The organism is Actinoallomurus sp. CA-150999 (assembly GCF_050942425.1).
Lineage (GTDB): Bacteria > Actinomycetota > Actinomycetes > Streptosporangiales > Streptosporangiaceae > Actinoallomurus.
On record NZ_CP192063.1, the window covers coordinates 10,285,519 to 10,301,812 of the forward strand.

At 70.1% G+C, this 16,294-nt stretch carries 13 protein-coding genes; 2 read left to right on the plus strand and 11 right to left on the minus strand.

Features of this window, described 5'->3' with window-relative positions; translation table 11 throughout:
- Positions 1-9: 9 nt before the first annotated feature.
- The 7 genes from ACQP2O_RS47320 to ACQP2O_RS47350 form a co-directional block, all read right to left on the minus strand.
- Complete coding sequence (locus ACQP2O_RS47320) at positions 10-1,104, minus strand: ABC transporter permease (RefSeq protein WP_433176171.1); 1,095 nt, start codon at positions 1,102-1,104, stop codon at positions 10-12.
- Positions 1,101-2,621, minus strand: a complete 1,521-nt coding sequence (locus tag ACQP2O_RS47325; RefSeq protein WP_433176172.1) for an ABC transporter ATP-binding protein — start codon at positions 2,619-2,621, stop codon at positions 1,101-1,103. The genes ACQP2O_RS47320 and ACQP2O_RS47325 overlap by 4 nt, the downstream gene beginning before the upstream one ends.
- Positions 2,622-2,696: 75 nt before the next feature.
- Positions 2,697-3,743 (minus strand): BMP family lipoprotein, encoded by a 1,047-nt coding sequence (locus ACQP2O_RS47330; RefSeq protein WP_433176173.1) that lies wholly within the window; start codon positions 3,741-3,743, stop codon positions 2,697-2,699.
- Between the two features lie 213 nt (positions 3,744-3,956).
- Complete coding sequence (locus ACQP2O_RS47335) at positions 3,957-5,219, minus strand: amidohydrolase (protein ID WP_433176174.1); 1,263 nt, start codon at positions 5,217-5,219, stop codon at positions 3,957-3,959.
- Positions 5,206-6,372: a glutamate--cysteine ligase gene (locus ACQP2O_RS47340; protein WP_433176175.1), complete on the minus strand. Its 1,167-nt coding sequence runs from the start codon at positions 6,370-6,372 to the stop codon at positions 5,206-5,208. Before ACQP2O_RS47340 ends, ACQP2O_RS47335 begins: the two co-directional genes overlap by 14 nt.
- A 267-nt stretch (positions 6,373-6,639) precedes the next feature.
- Entirely contained in the window at positions 6,640-7,419 is a 780-nt protein-coding gene (locus ACQP2O_RS47345) for a maleylpyruvate isomerase family mycothiol-dependent enzyme (RefSeq protein ID WP_433176176.1), read from the minus strand.
- Between the two features lie 83 nt (positions 7,420-7,502).
- Entirely contained in the window at positions 7,503-9,116 is a 1,614-nt protein-coding gene (locus tag ACQP2O_RS47350; protein ID WP_433176177.1) for an acyl-CoA mutase large subunit family protein, read from the minus strand.
- A gap of 442 nt (positions 9,117-9,558) precedes the next feature.
- Between ACQP2O_RS47350 and ACQP2O_RS47355 the strand changes: the two genes are divergently transcribed.
- Positions 9,559-11,250 (plus strand): hypothetical protein, encoded by a 1,692-nt coding sequence (locus tag ACQP2O_RS47355; RefSeq protein WP_433176178.1) that lies wholly within the window; start codon positions 9,559-9,561, stop codon positions 11,248-11,250.
- 69 nt (positions 11,251-11,319) lie between these two features.
- Here ACQP2O_RS47355 and ACQP2O_RS47360 read toward each other — a convergent pair whose 3' ends face one another.
- From ACQP2O_RS47360 to ACQP2O_RS47375, 4 genes are all read right to left on the minus strand, one after another.
- On the minus strand, positions 11,320-12,255 hold the full coding sequence (locus ACQP2O_RS47360; RefSeq protein ID WP_433176179.1) for a YihY/virulence factor BrkB family protein: 936 nt from the start codon (positions 12,253-12,255) through the stop codon (positions 11,320-11,322).
- Positions 12,256-12,325: 70 nt separating this feature from the next.
- Positions 12,326-12,868: a 2'-5' RNA ligase family protein gene (locus ACQP2O_RS47365; protein ID WP_433176180.1), complete on the minus strand. Its 543-nt coding sequence runs from the start codon at positions 12,866-12,868 to the stop codon at positions 12,326-12,328.
- A complete protein-coding gene (gene trpS / locus ACQP2O_RS47370) occupies positions 12,861-13,889 on the minus strand; it encodes a tryptophan--tRNA ligase (RefSeq protein WP_433176181.1) in 1,029 nt (342 codons plus the stop codon). The genes ACQP2O_RS47365 and trpS overlap by 8 nt, the downstream gene beginning before the upstream one ends.
- Positions 13,890-13,901: 12 nt before the next feature.
- Entirely contained in the window at positions 13,902-15,206 is a 1,305-nt protein-coding gene (locus ACQP2O_RS47375; protein WP_433176182.1) for a hemolysin family protein, read from the minus strand.
- 98 nt (positions 15,207-15,304) lie between these two features.
- Here ACQP2O_RS47375 and galE point away from each other — a divergent pair, with 98 nt between their 5' ends.
- Positions 15,305-16,252 carry a UDP-glucose 4-epimerase GalE gene (gene galE / locus ACQP2O_RS47380; protein WP_433176183.1) on the plus strand — a complete coding sequence of 316 codons (948 nt, stop codon included), beginning with the start codon at positions 15,305-15,307 and terminating at the stop codon, positions 16,250-16,252.
- Positions 16,253-16,294 lie beyond the last annotated feature (42 nt).

Here is a 16,294-nt window from a genome sequence, read left to right on the forward strand (position 1 = left end):
AGATCTCCTTCACGCTGCCACCTCGCCGAGCTCCGCGGCGACGCGCCGCTGGTCCATGCGCCGGCCCACCCGGTTGACGATTTCGTACACCACGACCACCGACAGCAGCACGGCCGCCTGGGTGATGGCGACGATCTCCTTCGGGATGTCGTTGAACTCGAGGATCTGCGACGACTGGTCGAGGAACGCCCACAGCAGCGACGCGAACGCGATGCCGACCGGGTTGTTCCGGCCGAGCAGGGCGATGCCGATGCCGGTGAAGCCGATCCCGGTCGGGAAGTCCAGCGAGTAGGAGTACGACCCGCCGAGCAGCTGCGGCATGCCGACCAGGCCGGCCACCGCGCCGGACAGGACCATCGCGTAGATCACCATGCGCTTGGCGTCGACGCCGCTGGCGACCGCGGCGCTCTGCGACAGGCCGGTGGCCCGCAGGTCGAAGCCGAAACGCGTCCTGTTGATCATGTACCAGAAGGCGAGGCCGGCCAGCACCGCCAGGAAGACCAGGCCGTAGATCTTCAGGTCGCTGCCCGGGTAGGAGATCCCCGGCACCCGCCCGGAGGACGCGATGGGCTTGGTGCCGATGTTGTTGCTGCCGGCGACCTTCACCGCGAGCCGGTCGGGGCTGAGCAGGAAGGCGATCACCCCGGTGCCGATGAAGTTCAGCATGATGGTCGAGATGACCTCGCTGACGCCGCGCGTCACCTTGAGGATCGCGGCGATGCCCGCCCACGCGCCGCCGACGACGGCCGCGACGAGGATGATCACCAGCTGGTGGAGACCGGCCGGCAGCGCCCACGCGCCGCCCGCCGCGGCGGCGACCATCGCCGCGAGGCGGTACTGGCCGTCGACGCCGATGTTGAACAGGTTCATCCGGAACCCGATCGCCACCGCGAGCGCGGACAGGTAGTACGTCGCCGCGCGGTTCACGGTGTTGACGACGCTGTCGGGCTGCTTGCCGAACGAGAACATCGCCTGGAACGTCGACGGCGGGTTGAACCCGCTCACCTGCAGCACGATCGAGGTCACGACGATCGCGAAGACGAGCGCGATGAGCGCCGCGACCGCCGTCCGCGCGTACGACTTCGCGAGCAGATTGGAGATCATGCCGCGCTCCCCTCTCCGGCGCCGGTCATGAGGGAGCCGAGTGCGTCCGGGGTGATGGTGGCCGGGTCGGCCTCGCCGACGAGCCGGCCGCGCAGGATCACCCGCAGGGTGTCCGACATGCCGATCAGCTCGTCGAGGTCGGCGGAGATGAGCAGCACCGCCAGGCCCTCGGCACGGGCGTGCCGCAGGTGGTCCCAGATCGCGGACTGCGCACCGACGTCGACGCCGCGGGTCGGGTGGGCGGCGATCAGCAGCTTCGGCGCACCGGACATCTCCCGGCCGACGATGAGCTTCTGCTGGTTGCCGCCGGACAGGGACGCCGCGGTGACGTCGATGCCGGGGGTCCGCACGTCGTAGTCCTCGACGATCCGCTCGGTGTCCTTGCGAGCGCCGGCGCGGTCGATGAGGAAGCCCTTCACGTTGGGCGACCGGGTCTGGTGGCCGAGGATGCGGTTCTCCCACAGTGGGGACTCCAGCAGCAGGCCGTGCCGGTGCCGGTCCTCGGGGATGAACCCGATGCCCAGCTCCCGGCGGTGCCGGGTCGACCGGCCGACCAGGTCCTCCCCGCCGAGCCGGATCACGCCGGACTCGGCCGGCAGCATGCCCATGATCGCCTCGACGAGCTCGGCCTGGCCGTTGCCCTCGACGCCGGCGATGCCGAGGATCTCGCCCTCGTGGATGATCAGGGAGACATCGTCGACGACGGCGCGGCCGCTCGCGTTGCGGACCGTGACCCCCTCGAGAGTCAGCACCGGGACGTCGGTCACCGTGGACTCGCGCAGCTCGGGGACCGGCAGCTCGCTGCCGACCATCAGCTCGGCCAGCTGCCGGGCGGAGACCTCCTTGGGATCGGCGGAGGCCACGGTCGTGCCCCGGCGGATCACCGTGATCGCGTCGGCGACCTTGAGGACCTCGTCGAGCTTGTGCGAGATGAAGATGACGGTCAGGCCCTCGCGTTTGAGCTCTTCGAGGTTGGCGAAGAGCTCGTCGACCTCCTGCGGCACGAGGACCGCGGTCGGCTCATCGAGAATGAGGATCTTCGCCCCGCGGTAGAGGACCTTGAGGATCTCGACGCGCTGGCGGGCGCCGACGCCGAGGTCCTCGACCAGGCCATCCGGTGCGACGCCGAGACCGTACTGGTCGGAGATCTCCTTGATCCGCCTGCGCGCGCCACCGCCGATGCCGTGGAGCTTCTCCGCGCCGAGGACGACGTTCTCCAGGACGGTGAGATTGTCGGCGAGCATGAAGTGCTGGTGCACCATGCCGATGCCGCGCGCGATGGCGTCGGCGGGCGAATGAAGATCCGCCACCGCGCCGTTGACCTTGATCGTCCCCTCGTCCGGCCGCTGCATGCCGTAGAGGATCTTCATCAGGGTCGACTTGCCCGCGCCGTTCTCCCCGACGATCGCGTGGACGGTGCCCGCCGCGACCGTGATGTCGATGTCGTGGTTCGCCACGACGCCGGGGAAGCGCTTCGTGATGCCGTGCAGCTCGACCGCCGGCTCAGTCGTGGACATGCCCTGCTCCCGCACCAGTGGGCCCGGGAGGGAGACCGAAGCGGCCGTCCACCCGGGCCCGAGCCCTTACCGCCGTCACTTCTCGGGCGGTGTGATCTTTCCGGAGACGATCTGCTGCTTCAGGTCGTCGAGGGTCGCCGGCAGGTCGCCCAGCGCCGTCGGGTTCGACTTGGAGTAGTCGATGCCGTCGTTCTTGAGGCTGAACCGCTGGTCGCCCTTGGCGAACTTGCCGTCGCCGACGTCCTTGACGAAGTTGAACACCGCGGTGTCGACGCGCTTGAGCATCGAGGTCAGCACGTACGGCTTCTCGTCGGCGGACGCCGTCTGGTACTGGTCGGAGTCGACGCCGATGAACCACTTCTTGGTGGAGGTGGCCGCCTGCAGCGAACCGGTGCCGGACAGGCCCGCCGCCGCGTAGACCACGTCCGCGCCCTGGTCGTACATGCCCTGGGCGATCGTCTTGCCCTTGGCCGGGTCCTTGAAGCCACCGAAGTCCGGCGGCTGGGAGATGTACTTGATCTGGATCTTGACGTTCGGGTTGATCTTCTTGGCGCCCGCGACGTACCCGGCCTCGAACTTCTTGATCAGCGGGGTCGCGACGCCGCCGACGAAGCCGATGTTGCCGGTCTTGGACTTCTTGGCCGCCGCCGCGCCGACGAGGTAGGAACCCTCCTGCTCGGCGAACAGCAGGTCGGCGACGTTCGCCTGCTGAACCGAGTTGTCGTCGATGATCGCGAACTTGGTGTTCGGGAACTTCGGCGCGACCTTGGCGAGCGCCGGCGCGTACACGAAGCCGACCGCGATCACGGGGTTGTAGCCCGACTGAGCCAGCAGCTGCAGGCGCTGGATCTTGTCGTTGTCGCTCTCGCCCTCTTTGGCCTCGATGTCCTTGACGTCGAGCTTCAGGTCGCTCTGGACCTTCTGCAGGCCGGCGTACGCGGCGTCGTTGAACGACTTGTCACCCCGGCCGCCCACGTCATACGCGAGACCGACCTTGAGGGACTTCTTGCCGTCGCCGCCGCCCCCACCCCCGGTGCTGGCCTTCTTGCCACCGCAGCCGGCGGCGCTCAGTGCAAGCACCGCGCTCGCGACCACGGCGGTCATCTTCACTGCACGGCGCAAGGTGGTTCCTCCAATTTGACCCCGACCGAAATGTGCGTCATGGCACGAATCTCTCGGACCTTAGTCGGAGCCAGGGGCGGAACGAACCAAAGCAACCGTGTCGCAACGCGTCCGTTATCAAGGCGAGAGCGCATCGTCACTGGTCAGGCCGTCAGCGGGGGGCGTACGGGGGCGGCCGGGGGTCATGGCCGCCCGCGTCAACACAAGTGATCGCTACGCGGCGGGTTCGCCGATCGGCTCGGTGGCGTCGGCGCGGCTCTCCCACAGCGCGGTCAGCGCCGTGGCGACCATGATCCGTACGCCGATGCCGATGCTCCGCTCATCCACGTCGAAGGTGCCGCGATGCAGGTCGTACGCACCTGCCATGCCGGGCGCCGCGACGCCTAGGCGCGCGAGTGCGCCGGGGATCGACTCGAGGAACCAGCCGAAGTCCTCACCGCCGAGACTCTGCGGGGTGCCCGTGGCGCCGTCCTCACCCAGGACGCTGCCGACGGCGGTGCGGAACATGTCGACGCTCGTCTTCTCGTTGACCGTCGGGGGAACACCGCGGACGTAGTCCAGCTCGGCCTTCACGTCGTACGCGCTGGCCACCGAGTCGAGCAGGGTCTTCATCAGCTCGGGCGCGGAGTGCCACGCCTCCTCGTCGAGGCAGCGCACGGTGCCCTGAGCGATGCCGTCGTCGGGGATGGCGTTGGCCACCGACCCGGCCGACACCCGGCCCCACACGAGGCTGAGGCTGGAACGCGGGTCGACGCGCCGCGACAGGGCCGCCGGCAGCTCAGTGACGATCTTGGCCAGGGCGTACACCAGGTCGGCGGTGAGGTGGGGGCGCGCGGTGTGGCCGCCCGGCCCGGCGACCCGGACGTTCACCTTGTCGCAGGCCGCGGTGATGGGGCCGACCCGCAGGCCCAGACGGCCGACCTCCAGGCGCGGGTCGCAATGGAGGGCGAAGACGCGGTCGACTCCGGCGATGCCTCCGGCGGCCAGGACGTCCAGGGCGCCGCCCGGCGTCTCCTCGGCCGGCTGGAAGATCAGCCGCACCCGTCCGGGCACGAGACCGGCCGCGGCCTGCCGGGCGAAGAACTGCCCCACGCCGAGCAGGATCGTGGTGTGCACGTCATGGCCGCAGGCGTGACAGAGGCCGGGCACCGTCGAGCGGTAGGGGACGTCCTTCTCGTCGGCAAGGGGAAGCGCGTCGATGTCGGCGCGCAGGCCGACGATCGGCCCGTCGCCGTTGCCGACGTCGCAGATCAGGCCGGTGCCCTTGGGGAGCCGCTTGGGCCGCAGCCCCGCCGCGGTCAGCGCCTCGACGAGGCGAGCCGTCGTGCGGTGCTCGGCGAAACCGAGCTCCGGGTGCATGTGCAAGTCCCGGCGGAAGGCGATGAGATCACTCTCGTGCTCGGCCAGAAAGGAGTCGAGTTGCGGTCTCAGCCCTCCTCCCGATGGCTCATTACCGGGGAATTCAGGCCCCCGCATGTGTCACCTCCCGTGGATTGACGAACCGGTCCTCCCGGAACTCCGTGAGAGCCGCGGTAACGACGTCCTCCAGGCTCCCGCCGTCGGCGACGATGGCGCGCTGCCGCTCATAGGAGGCGCCATGGTCGAGGACGTCGGAGAGCACCTTCAGATCCTCGGCGCAGCCGAGCCGGTCCGCTATCGGCTCCAGCTCCCGGACCAGTTCATAGAGCTCGTCGCGGAGCGGAGCGGTCGTCCCGTGATCGTCGGTGATCACGATGGCGTCCAGGCCGTACCGGGTCGCTCGCCATTTGTTGTCGCGTACGACCCAGGCGGCTGGGCTGGGCAAAGTGTATCCGCGATCGAGCTGGTGATCGAAGAGTTCGACGAGGCACTGGCACAGCGCCGTGGCCATTCCGACCTCGCGGAGCGTCGGAATGCCGTCGAACATCCGGATCTCGATCGTGCCGAAATCCGGATGCGGGCGGATGTCCCACCAGACCTCTTTGATGCTCCTGATCGCCTTGGCGCGCAGCAACGTGTCCATGTACGCCTCGAACTCCGCCCAGTCCGTCAGCAGGTGCGGCGGGCCGGCGGTGGGCAGCGCCCCGAAGACGACGGCCCGGCTCGAGGCCAGTCCCGTGTCGTCGCCGCACCAGAAAGGGCTCGACGCGGTGAGGGCGAGGAAGTGCGGGAGATAGGCGGACAGGGCGTTCACGATCGGGATGGCCTTGTCGACGGACCGGATCCCGACGTGGACGTGCACGCCGTACGTCTGGATGCGCCGGGCCAGCCACTGGTACTGCTCGACGAGCTCGGCGTAGCGCTGGATCGGCGCCATCTCCGCGTCGCGCCAGTCGCTGATCGGATGAGTGCCGGTGCAGGCCAGCTCGATGCCGCGCGGCTCGGCGACGGAGCGCAGCTCGGCGATCGTGGCGGCGAGGTCGGCGCGCGCCTCGGAGACCGTGTGGCACACGTCGGTGACGATCTCCACGGTCGACTCCATGAGTTCATGGCGGATCTTGGGATTGCGCTCGGCCTCACTGAGCCCGGGCAGCGCGCCCAGCACCTGTCCGGCATCCTGACGAAGGCACCGGGTCTGGTCGTCGATGAGCTGAAGCTCCCACTCGACGCCCAAAGTCGCACCCCGAGAGGCGTTGAACTCGATGGCCACGGCCAACCTCCGTCGTCCTCAATCCTTGCAGGTTAATGCCGTCCGTGTGGCGTAATTCGGCCAGCACGTCGGCCGCCTCGAGTGACCACCGAAATCGCCTCGATCCGGTGACCATCATGCCCGCCAGCGGGACGTCGCCTCGGGACGTCTTTGCCCCGCGATGCGCGGTTGACTCTTCTGGGGCACCCACCGAGCGGCCACCGCCATCCGTTCCGGCTATGAGCAATGCTCACTAATGACCATCTTGATCATCAGGCTCATTCGCCCCTATGGCATCACGGACATACCGGCGAGCACCCGGCCGGCGAGATCGCGGTCGCCGATGATCCGTACGTCGGCCTCGGACGGATCCACCCGGCCGCCGCCGAGCCGCACGAACGTCTCCCACTCCATGCGGAGCCGCGCGGTCGGCTCGCCTGACTCCTCGGCGAAGCGGGCCCGGCCATCGGCGCCGACCTCGACGCACCAGCGACGCGCCGGCATCTCGAACACCACGATCTGGCCCGGCGCGGCCCCCGCCCGCTTGGCCACGGTGGCCGGCAGGGAGCGGGCGAGGATTCCGGCGACCACCTCGGCGGCGGGACCGTCGAGGTTGCCACTCCGCCCCGCCGCGCGGCGGACGTCCTGCTCGTGCATCCACACGTCGAGCGCCCGGAACCGCATGAAGTCGCCGTACGCCATCGTCGTGCCGAAGGGTGTGGTCACCATCTGTGTCAGGTCGACGGCACCGGAGCGCAGCACCGCGACCCGCCCGTCGATCACCCCGCGCAGCTCGCCGAGGACCTTCTCCGGCGGCCAGGAGCGGCAGAGCTCGACGTCGAGGGCGGTGTTGGCCACCGTCCGCGGCTCCTCGTCCGGAGCCTCCCCGAGCAGCCAGCGCTCCACCCCCAGGATATGGGAGTACTGGTCCTTGACCGACCAGCCGGGGCACTCGGTCGCGCGTTCCCAGTCCGCGGTGTCGAGCTCATCGCCCAAGGCGATCATCGAACGGGCCGTCTGCTCGTAGGCGTCGATGTTCGCCCGCCACTCGTCGCTCATCTCAGGCATTCGTCGCTCCCGGGGGATCATCGCCCGTCAGCGAGGCTCGCGGCGGGCGCCGATGGGGGTGCTCGCAGTCGTCGGCGGAGAACTCAGTACGCGTCGGCGGGGACGTACATCCCCCAGACGTCGCGCAGCGCGTCGCAGACCTCGCCGACGGTGGCGCGGGCCCGCAGCGCCTCCTTCAGCGGGTACAGCAGGTTGCCGTCGCGGGCGGAGACGTCGCCGGACGCGGCCTGCGCGCCCTCCTTCTCCGCGAGGTGACGTAGGTCGTCGAGGCGCCGGCGGACCTCGTCGTTGTCGCGTTCGGCGCGCAGCCGGGCCAGCCGCTCGGCCTGGGCCTCGCCGATGGCCGGGTCCACGCGCAGCGGCTCGTACGGCTCCTCGCCGTCGGTCCGGAAGCGGTTCACGCCGACCACGACGCGCTCGCCACCGTCGATCTCCAGCGCCGTGCGGTACGCCGACCGCTCGATCTCGGCCTTCTGGAAGCTCTTCTCGATGGCGTTCACCGCCCCGCCCAGCTCCTCGACCTGGTCGATGAGCGCGCGGGCGGCCTCCTCGATCTCGTCGGTCATCGACTCGACGGCGTACGACCCGGCGAACGGGTCGACGGTCCGCGTCAGGTCGGACTCGTGCGCGATCACCTGCTGGGTGCGCAGGGCGAGGCGGGCGGCCTTCTCCGTGGGCAGCGCGATCGCCTCGTCGTAGGAGTTGGTGTGCAGCGACTGCGTGCCGCCCAGGACCGCGCCGAGCGCCTGGATCGCGACGCGCACGAGGTTGACCTCCGGCTGCTGGGCGGTGAGCTGGACGCCCGCGGTCTGGGTGTGGAACCGCAGCATGAGGGACTTGGGGTTCTTCGCCCCGAACTCCTCCCGCATGATGTGCGCCCAGATCCGGCGGGCCGCGCGGAACTTCGCGACCTCCTCCAGCAGCGTGGTGCGGGCCACGAAGAAGAACGACAGGCGCGGCGCGAACGCGTCGACGTCCAGCCCCGACTCGACGGCCGCCCGGACGTACTCCTTGGCGTTGGCGAGCGTGAACGCGATCTCCTGCACGGGCGTCGCCCCGGCCTCGGCCATGTGGTAGCCGGAGATCGAGATCGTGTTCCACTTGGGGATCTCGTCCTTGCAGTACCGGAACGTGTCGGCGACCAGGCGCAGGCTCGGCTTCGGCGGGAAGATGTAGGTGCCCCGCGCGATGTACTCCTTGAGGATGTCGTTCTGGATCGTGCCGGTGAGCCGGTCGGCGGGCACCCCCTGCTCCTCGGCCACGAGCTGGTAGAGCAGCAGGAGCACGGCCGCGGGCGCGTTGATCGTCATGGACGTCGACACCTCGCCGAGCGGGATGCCGTCGAACAGCACGCGCATGTCCTCGATCGAGTCGATCGCGACGCCGACCTTGCCGACCTCGCTGCGGGCGATCTCCGCGTCGGAGTCGTAACCCATCTGCGTGGGCAGGTCGAAGGCCACCGACAGGCCTGCGGTGCCCGCCTCGATCAGCTGGTGGTAGCGCCGGTTCGACTCGGCAGCGGTGCCGAACCCGGCGTACTGCCGCATCGTCCACGGCCGCTGGGTGTACATCGTCGGGTACACCCCGCGGGTGAAGGGGAACGCACCCGGCTCGCCCAGCTGCGCCGCAGGCTCGAACCCCTCCAGCGCCTCGGGTCCGTAGACGGGTTCGATCGGCAGCCCCGACTCGGAACGCATGCCGTCATCACCTTCCCATTCGGCCGCCGACCTGCCGGAACGCTCTCAGCAGGGCAGGCTGCGCGGCTCCACCTCGCCCTTGTGCGATCGTACGACCGATCGCCGTTCGGTTACATGGTGGCCTACTTCACACTGCCGGCCGTCCATCCATGGCGGCCGATGGGCCCGATCACGAGCGCCGGGACGGCGTTGCCCTTCCCGACCGACCGGCCCCGACCGACCTCCCGGCACGCAGGTCAGAATGTGTGGCTGACGGAGAACGCGGTGGATCGGGCAGGGCCTCCGCCCAAGTTCTCGGCAAGCGCCCGCCACTCGCCGATCATGAATACGGCAAGGCCGATCATAAAAACGGAGGCGAACCCAGAGGGGATCATCAGCCGTCATTATTGGGGGTACACCCCCTGTGTCGGTGCACGTACCCGTCGTCTACCGTTGGGCCGCCATGCGAAGAACGCTGATCGCCATTTTCACCCTTTGCGTGGGTGTCGCGCCGCTGTACGCCACGCCGGCCCAGGCCGACACGGTCGTCGGCGGCCCCGGGTTGAGCGGTCATGGCTACCTCTGGGACAAATCCTCCGGAATGTCCACCCCGCCGCACATCCAGGCCTCGGCGTACGTCATCGCGGACCTGGAGACGGGACGGATCCTGGCGGCGAAGGACCCGCACGGCCACTACCGGCCCGCCAGCGCGCTGAAGACGCTGACCGCGATCACGCTGATCCCGCGCCTGGACCCGGCCAAGAAGATGAAGCCGTCCCAGACCGCGGTGAACGCGTCCGGGTCGGCGGTCGGCATGGACACCAAGTGGACCTACACCGTGAGCGACCTGTTCCACGCGCTGCTCATGCAGTCCGGGAACGACGCGGCCATGGCGCTGGCCGAGGCGAACGGCGGCCTGAAGCCGTCCATCGACCAGATGAACGCCGAGGCCCACCGGATCCAGGCCCTGGACACCATCGCCCGGACCCCCAGCGGCCTCGACGACGACCCGCCGCTCACGGTCGCGCAACAGCACAGCTCCGCGTACGACCTCGCACTGATCATGAAGCAGGGCCTGACCCTGCCCGACTTCCGCAAGTACGTCGGCGCGACGCTCTACGACTGGCCGGCTCCCCCCGACAAGAAGGAGCGGGAGAAGGGCAAGAAGACCGGCGGCTACCAGATCGGCACGCACGACCACCTGCTCGTCGGCAACCGCTACAAGGGCATGATCGGCGGCAAGAACGGCTGGACCAGCCACGCGCTGGGCAGCTTCGTCGGCGCGGCCACCCGCAACGGCCACACGATCATCATCTCGCTGATACACGCCCAGTCCGACTTCTGGGGTGACGCGCGGTCCCTGCTGGACTGGGGCTTCGCCGAGCGGGCAAAGACCGGCTCCGTCGGGACGCTCGTGGATCCGATCCCGCCGCCGCAGCCGAAGAAGACCGTCCCGGCGGCGGCGAAGAGACCGCAGATCGTCCGCGTCTCCCCCGCCGACGGGCCCGACTGGCGGAAGTTCGGCCTCGCTGGTGGTGGAGGCGCCGCCCTCCTGGCGATCGTCATCGGCCTGACGATCGGCGTGCGCCGTCGCCGTCGCCGTCGCGCGGCGCCCGCCGGTGCTGGGGCACCGCTGGCGCTGCCCAGCGGCGGCCACGTCCGCACCCTCAGTCCGGAGACGGCCTCGGACGCACCGGACGCCGAAGCCGACCCCGGGGTTCCGCACCCGGGCGACGTCAAGGTCGCGGGCGCCCCGCCGTCCTCCGACGGAGAAAGCCCGACCGCCGGGCAGACGGCGCCGAACCCGGTGCAGCCCATGGACGGCGAGCGCGCCGTACATGACGAGGACGGGAGCCCCGGGGACGCCGGGCGCGAGGATGACCCGGCCGCCGGCGAGGCCGAGCGCGAGGACGACCCGGCCGCCGGTGAGGCCGAGCGGACGGTACTCGACGCGGACCACGGGGCCGCGGACGCCGAGCGGACCGTCTGGGACGGCGCGTCGGCGGTACGGGCCGTGGCCGGCGACGGCGCGGAGGAGGGCGTGCGGCCGCGGGGGCCGTTCGAGCCCTCGGAGGGTCCGGACACCGCGCCGTCGCGGGCGGTGGACGACGACTCGCCCGACGCCGACACCCGGGACGACGAGACGGCGCGTTGATCCGCGGGGCCGTGCGCCCCACGGACCGACGCGCCGTCAGGCTCCAGGGCACACTCTGGACGCCGCTCGCTACGTACAAGATCCGCCGGGCACGCCCTCGGCGGTCTGCGGCTCGTCCGCCTTCATCACCACCCGGCGCGTCGCCGTCCACGCCGCGGTGAACAGGATGAACCGCGACACGACGTTGATCCAGATCAGCAGACCGACGATCACGGCGAACGACGCGTACAGCGGGTTCCGCATGACGTGCCCGACGAGGTAGGTGCCGATCAGCTTCAGCGCCTCGAAACCCACGGCGCCGAAGAGACAGCCGCGCAGAAGCTGCCGCCAGGGTGCTCGGGTGCCCGACAGGCGTTCGAACAGGACGAGGAAGAGGAAGGTGTTCGCGGCGATGGCGACGCCGATCGCGACCAGCCGCAGGAGCGTTCCGGCGCCGGTCACCTGATTCAGCCCCGCCCAGTGGAGGGCGGCGTGGGTCGCCGAGGTCGCCAGCCCGGAGAGCGCGACGGAGGCGAGCAGGGTCAGGCCCAGAACGAGCAGGACGCCCAGGTCCGCGAGTTTCTTCAGGACGGGGTTGATGTCGTCCTCCGGGCTGCCCGTCCACATCGTGCGCAGGAACTCCCGCCAGACGCCGATCCAGCCCAGGCCGCTCCAGGACAGGCCGATCAGCGCGAACACGCTTGCGCCCGCCTTGGCGTCGGCGATCTGATGCACGGGCAGCCGGTCGGCGATGCCGGGCAGGAGTTCGTAGATCGCCTTGGTGACGTACTCGCGCGCTCCGGGGCTGACCGCGACGACGTACCCCATGACGGCGAAGGCCAGCGCGACCAGCGGGAAGAACGACAGGAACCCGTAAAAGGTGAGGGCGGCGGCCAGCCGGTCGCCACGGCAGCCCCGATATCGCTCGTAGGCCCGGCCCAGATGGTCGAACCACGCCCAGCGGGCCCGCAACCCGCGCAGAAACGCCTTGCCTCGCTCCTGTACCGATGTGACCCCTCGATGCATCCCACCGATCAGCGGCGCCATGGTGGGGCACTACCCCCGTAACGGGAGAAGATTCACCGAGGGTGAACGTTCATGAGTCGTCCGCACGCCCGCCGAACGGGAACTGCCACCGGGGCCGCCACACGCCGTCCAGCCCGTGCTCGTACAGCGAGAAGCCGCGCACCGGGAACTTCGCCTCGTAGTAGGCCAGTTCCTTGAACGCCCGGTCCAGCACGTCGTCGGCGAGATGGTGGGCGACGGTCACGTGCGGGTGGTACGGGAAGGCGCGCTCGACGGCGAGCGGGCCGCGGCGAACCTTGCGCTCGAGGCGCTCGCAGTCGGCGATGCCCTCCGCGAGCGCCACGAACACCACCGGGGACACGGGCCGGAAGGTGCCGGTGCCCCGCAGGTGGATGTCGAAGAGGTGCTCGCCCCCGGCCGCCGCGCGCAGGTGCCGCCCGATGTCATCGAGCTCCGCGGCCAGCACCCGCGTCGGCGGCACCAGCGTGATGTGGGTGGGGATGGACGCGGCCAGCGGGTCGCCGAACGAGGCGCGGCGGCGCTGCAGCTCCGGACCGTACGGCTCGGGGATGGCGACGGCCACTCCGATCGTGCGCTCCTCGGCGTCAGGCACGGCCCAGGAACCCCACCCGGTCGCGTACGGTCTCCATGGTCGCCTGGGCCACCTCGCGGGCGCGGTCGGCACCGACGGCCAGCATCCGGTCGAGCTGCGCCTCGTCGGCCAGCAGCTTGCCGGTGCGCTCCCGGATCGGCTCGAACGTGTCGAGGACGATCTGGGCGAGCTCCTTCTTCAGCGCGCCGTACCCCTGGCCTTCGAAGTGGCGCTCGAGGTCCTCGATGGAGGTGCCGGACAGCGCGGAGTGGATCCGCAGGAGGTTGGTGACGCCGGGCTTGTTCTCCTCGTCGGCCTTGATCTCCGTGCCGGTGTCGGTGACCGCCCTCATGATCTTCTTGCGCAGTGGGCCCGGCTCGTCCAGCAGGTCGACGATGCCCTGCGGCGAGGACGAGGACTTGCTCATCTTCGCCGTCGGCTCCTGCAGGTCGGTGATCTTCGCCGTGGCCTTCGGGATGTACGCCTCGGGGGCGACGAAGGTCTCGCCGAAGCGGTGGTTGAACCGCTGCGCGAGGGTGCGGGTCAGCTCGAGGTGCTGCCGCTGGTCCTCGCCCACCGGCACCTGGTCGGCCTGGTAGAGCAGGATGTCGGCGGCCTGCAGGATCGGGTACGTGAACAGCCCGACGGACGCCGCGGAGGCGCCCTGCTTGGCCGACTTGTCCTTGAACTGCGTCATCCGGCTGGCCTCGCCGAACCCGGTGAGGCAGGCCAGCACCCACTGCAGCTCCGCGTGCTCGGGCACCTGGCTCTGCACGAAGATCGTGCTGCGCTCGGGGTCCAGCCCGATCGCGAACAGCTGCGCCGCGGCCACCCTCGTGCGCCGCCGCAGCGTCTCCGGGTCGTGCTCCACCGTGATGGCGTGCAGGTCGACGATGCAGTAGAACGCGTCGTGAGTGTCCTGCAGGGCGACCCACTGACGGAGCGCGCCGAGATAGTTGCCGAGGTGGAACGAGTCGGCCGTCGGCTGGATGCCGGACAGGACCCGCGGGCGCGCCGGGGACGTGCTGGGCTCGATGGGCATAGGTGGATTCTCTCAGGATTCGTCGGCGTCCGCCGGGGCGGCGGGCGGCGGGGTAAGGCGGACGCGCGACACGCGCCGGCCGTCCACCTCCGTGACGGTGAGGCGATGCCCGTCCACCTCGACGTTCTCACCGACCTGCGGCAGGTGCCCGAGCACGGCCATGAGATAGCCCGCGACCGTCTCGTACGGTCCCTCGGGCAGCTCCAGGCCGGTCTCGTCGGCGAACGCGTCGAGGTTGAGCAGGCCGTCGATCTCGAGCGCTCCACCGTGCAGCCGGCGGGCGTGATCGTCCTCCACGTCGTACTCGTCGCGAATGTCGCCGATGAGCTCCTCGACGAGATCTTCGAGGGTGACGATCCCCGCCGTCCCACCGTACTCGTCGACGACGATCGCCAGATGGTGTCCCTCGCGCCGCATCTCCGACAGCGCGGCCAGCACCCGCTTACTCGCCGGCAGGTACAGGACCGGCCGGACCAGCTCGCCGACCGGCGTGGAGCGCCCGGAGAGCTGCGGGTCGAGCAGGTCCCGGACGTGCACGAACCCGATGACGTCGTCGTGGGAGTCGCGGTAGACCGGGTACCGCGAGTGCGGGCTGCCCGTGGTCGTGCGCGCGGCCTTGGCCAGCGGCGTCGCCGCGTCGAGGAACTCCACCTCGGTGCGCGGCACCAGCACCTCGCGCAGCTGGCGCTCCCCGGCGGCGAACACCTCCTCGATGAGGTTCCGCTCGTCCGGGGCGATCTCGGTGGTGCCGGCCACGAGCGCGCGGATCTCCTCGGCGGTGATCGCCTCGCGGGAGGTGTCCGGGTCGCCGCCGAGCATGCGGACGATGACGTTGGTCGACTTCGACAGCAGCCAGATCACCGGCCGTGACGCCTTCGCCATCCGGTCGAGGAACGGCGCCACCATCTGGGCGGTGCCCTCGGCCCGCTGCAGGCCGAGCCGCTTGGGCGCCAGCTCCCCGATGACCAGCGTGACGTAGGAGATGATCAGGGTGACGCCGACGACGCCGATGAACCCGGCGATCCCGTCGGACATCCCCTGCCGGATCAGGGCCTTCTTGGCGGTCTCGGAGAGCGTGATCGCGCCGTACGCGGACGACAGCAGGGCCGTGAGCGTGACGCCGATCTGCACCACGGCGAGGAAGCGGTTGGGGTCGCCGACGAGCCTCGCCACCGCCTGGCCGCGCCGGCCGCTGTCGGCGATCCGGCGGACCTGGCTGTCGCGCAGCGAGACGAGAGCGATTTCGGAGGCCACGAAAAGGGCCTCGACGAGAATGAGCGCGAGGACGATCGCGGCGCTCACCAGCGTTTCTCTCATGAGAAACGCCTAAGACTATGTGGGTCGTCCATGTCCAGTCGGGTTGTTCGGAAAGATTAGAGCTGAAAGCGTACAGGTTCATTCTCGCTGGAGGTCCGATGAAACTTCTCGTCACGGGGGGCGCCGGCTACATCGGCAGCGTGGTCTCGGCCCGCCTGCTGGAGGCCGGGCACGAGGTGGTCGTCCTGGACGACCTCTCGACCGGGCACGCCGACGCCGTCGCGGACGGCGCGCGGCTGGTCCGAGGCACGCTGCGGGAGGCGGCGCACGAGACCCTCTCCGAGGGTTTCGACGGCGTGCTGCACTTCGCGGCCAAGTCCCTGGTCGGCGAGTCCGTCGAGAAACCCGGGCTGTACTGGGACAAGAACCTCGGCGAGTCGCTGGCCCTGCTGGACGCGATGCGGACGCATGGGACGCCGCGCATCGTGTTCTCCTCCACCGCCGCGACCTACGGCGAGCCCGAGCGCACGCCGATCCTGGAGACCGACCCGACCCGTCCGACCAATCCGTACGGCGCCTCGAAGCTCGCCATCGACACGACGCTCGCGGAGTACGCCCGGATGTACGGCCTTGGCGGGGTGAGCCTGCGCTACTTCAACGTCGCGGGCGCCTACGGCCGCTACGGCGAGCGGCACACCGTCGAGACCCACATCATCCCCAACGTGCTGAAGGTGCCGCTCGGCGAGCGCGAGTCGGTCGCGGTCTTCGGCACCGACTACCCGACGCCGGACGGCACCTGCGTCCGCGACTACATCCACGTCGTCGACCTCGCCGAGGCCCACCTGCTGGCCCTCGACGCCTGCGCGCCGGGAACGCACGAGATCTTCAACCTGGGCAGCGGCTCGGGTTACTCGGTCCGCGAGGTCATCGACGTGTGCCGCGAGGTGACCGGGCACGAGATCCCGGCGGTGGAGAGCCCCCGGCGGCCCGGCGACCCGGCCGTGCTGATCGCCTCCTCCACCAAGATCTCCGACCGGCTCGGCTGGAAGCCCGAGCGCGATCTGCGGGCGATGGTCACGGACGCCTGGGCGTTCGCGCAGCGGTGAGAGCCGCGGCGACGGGCGGCGGTGCGCCGACCGCCGCCCTGA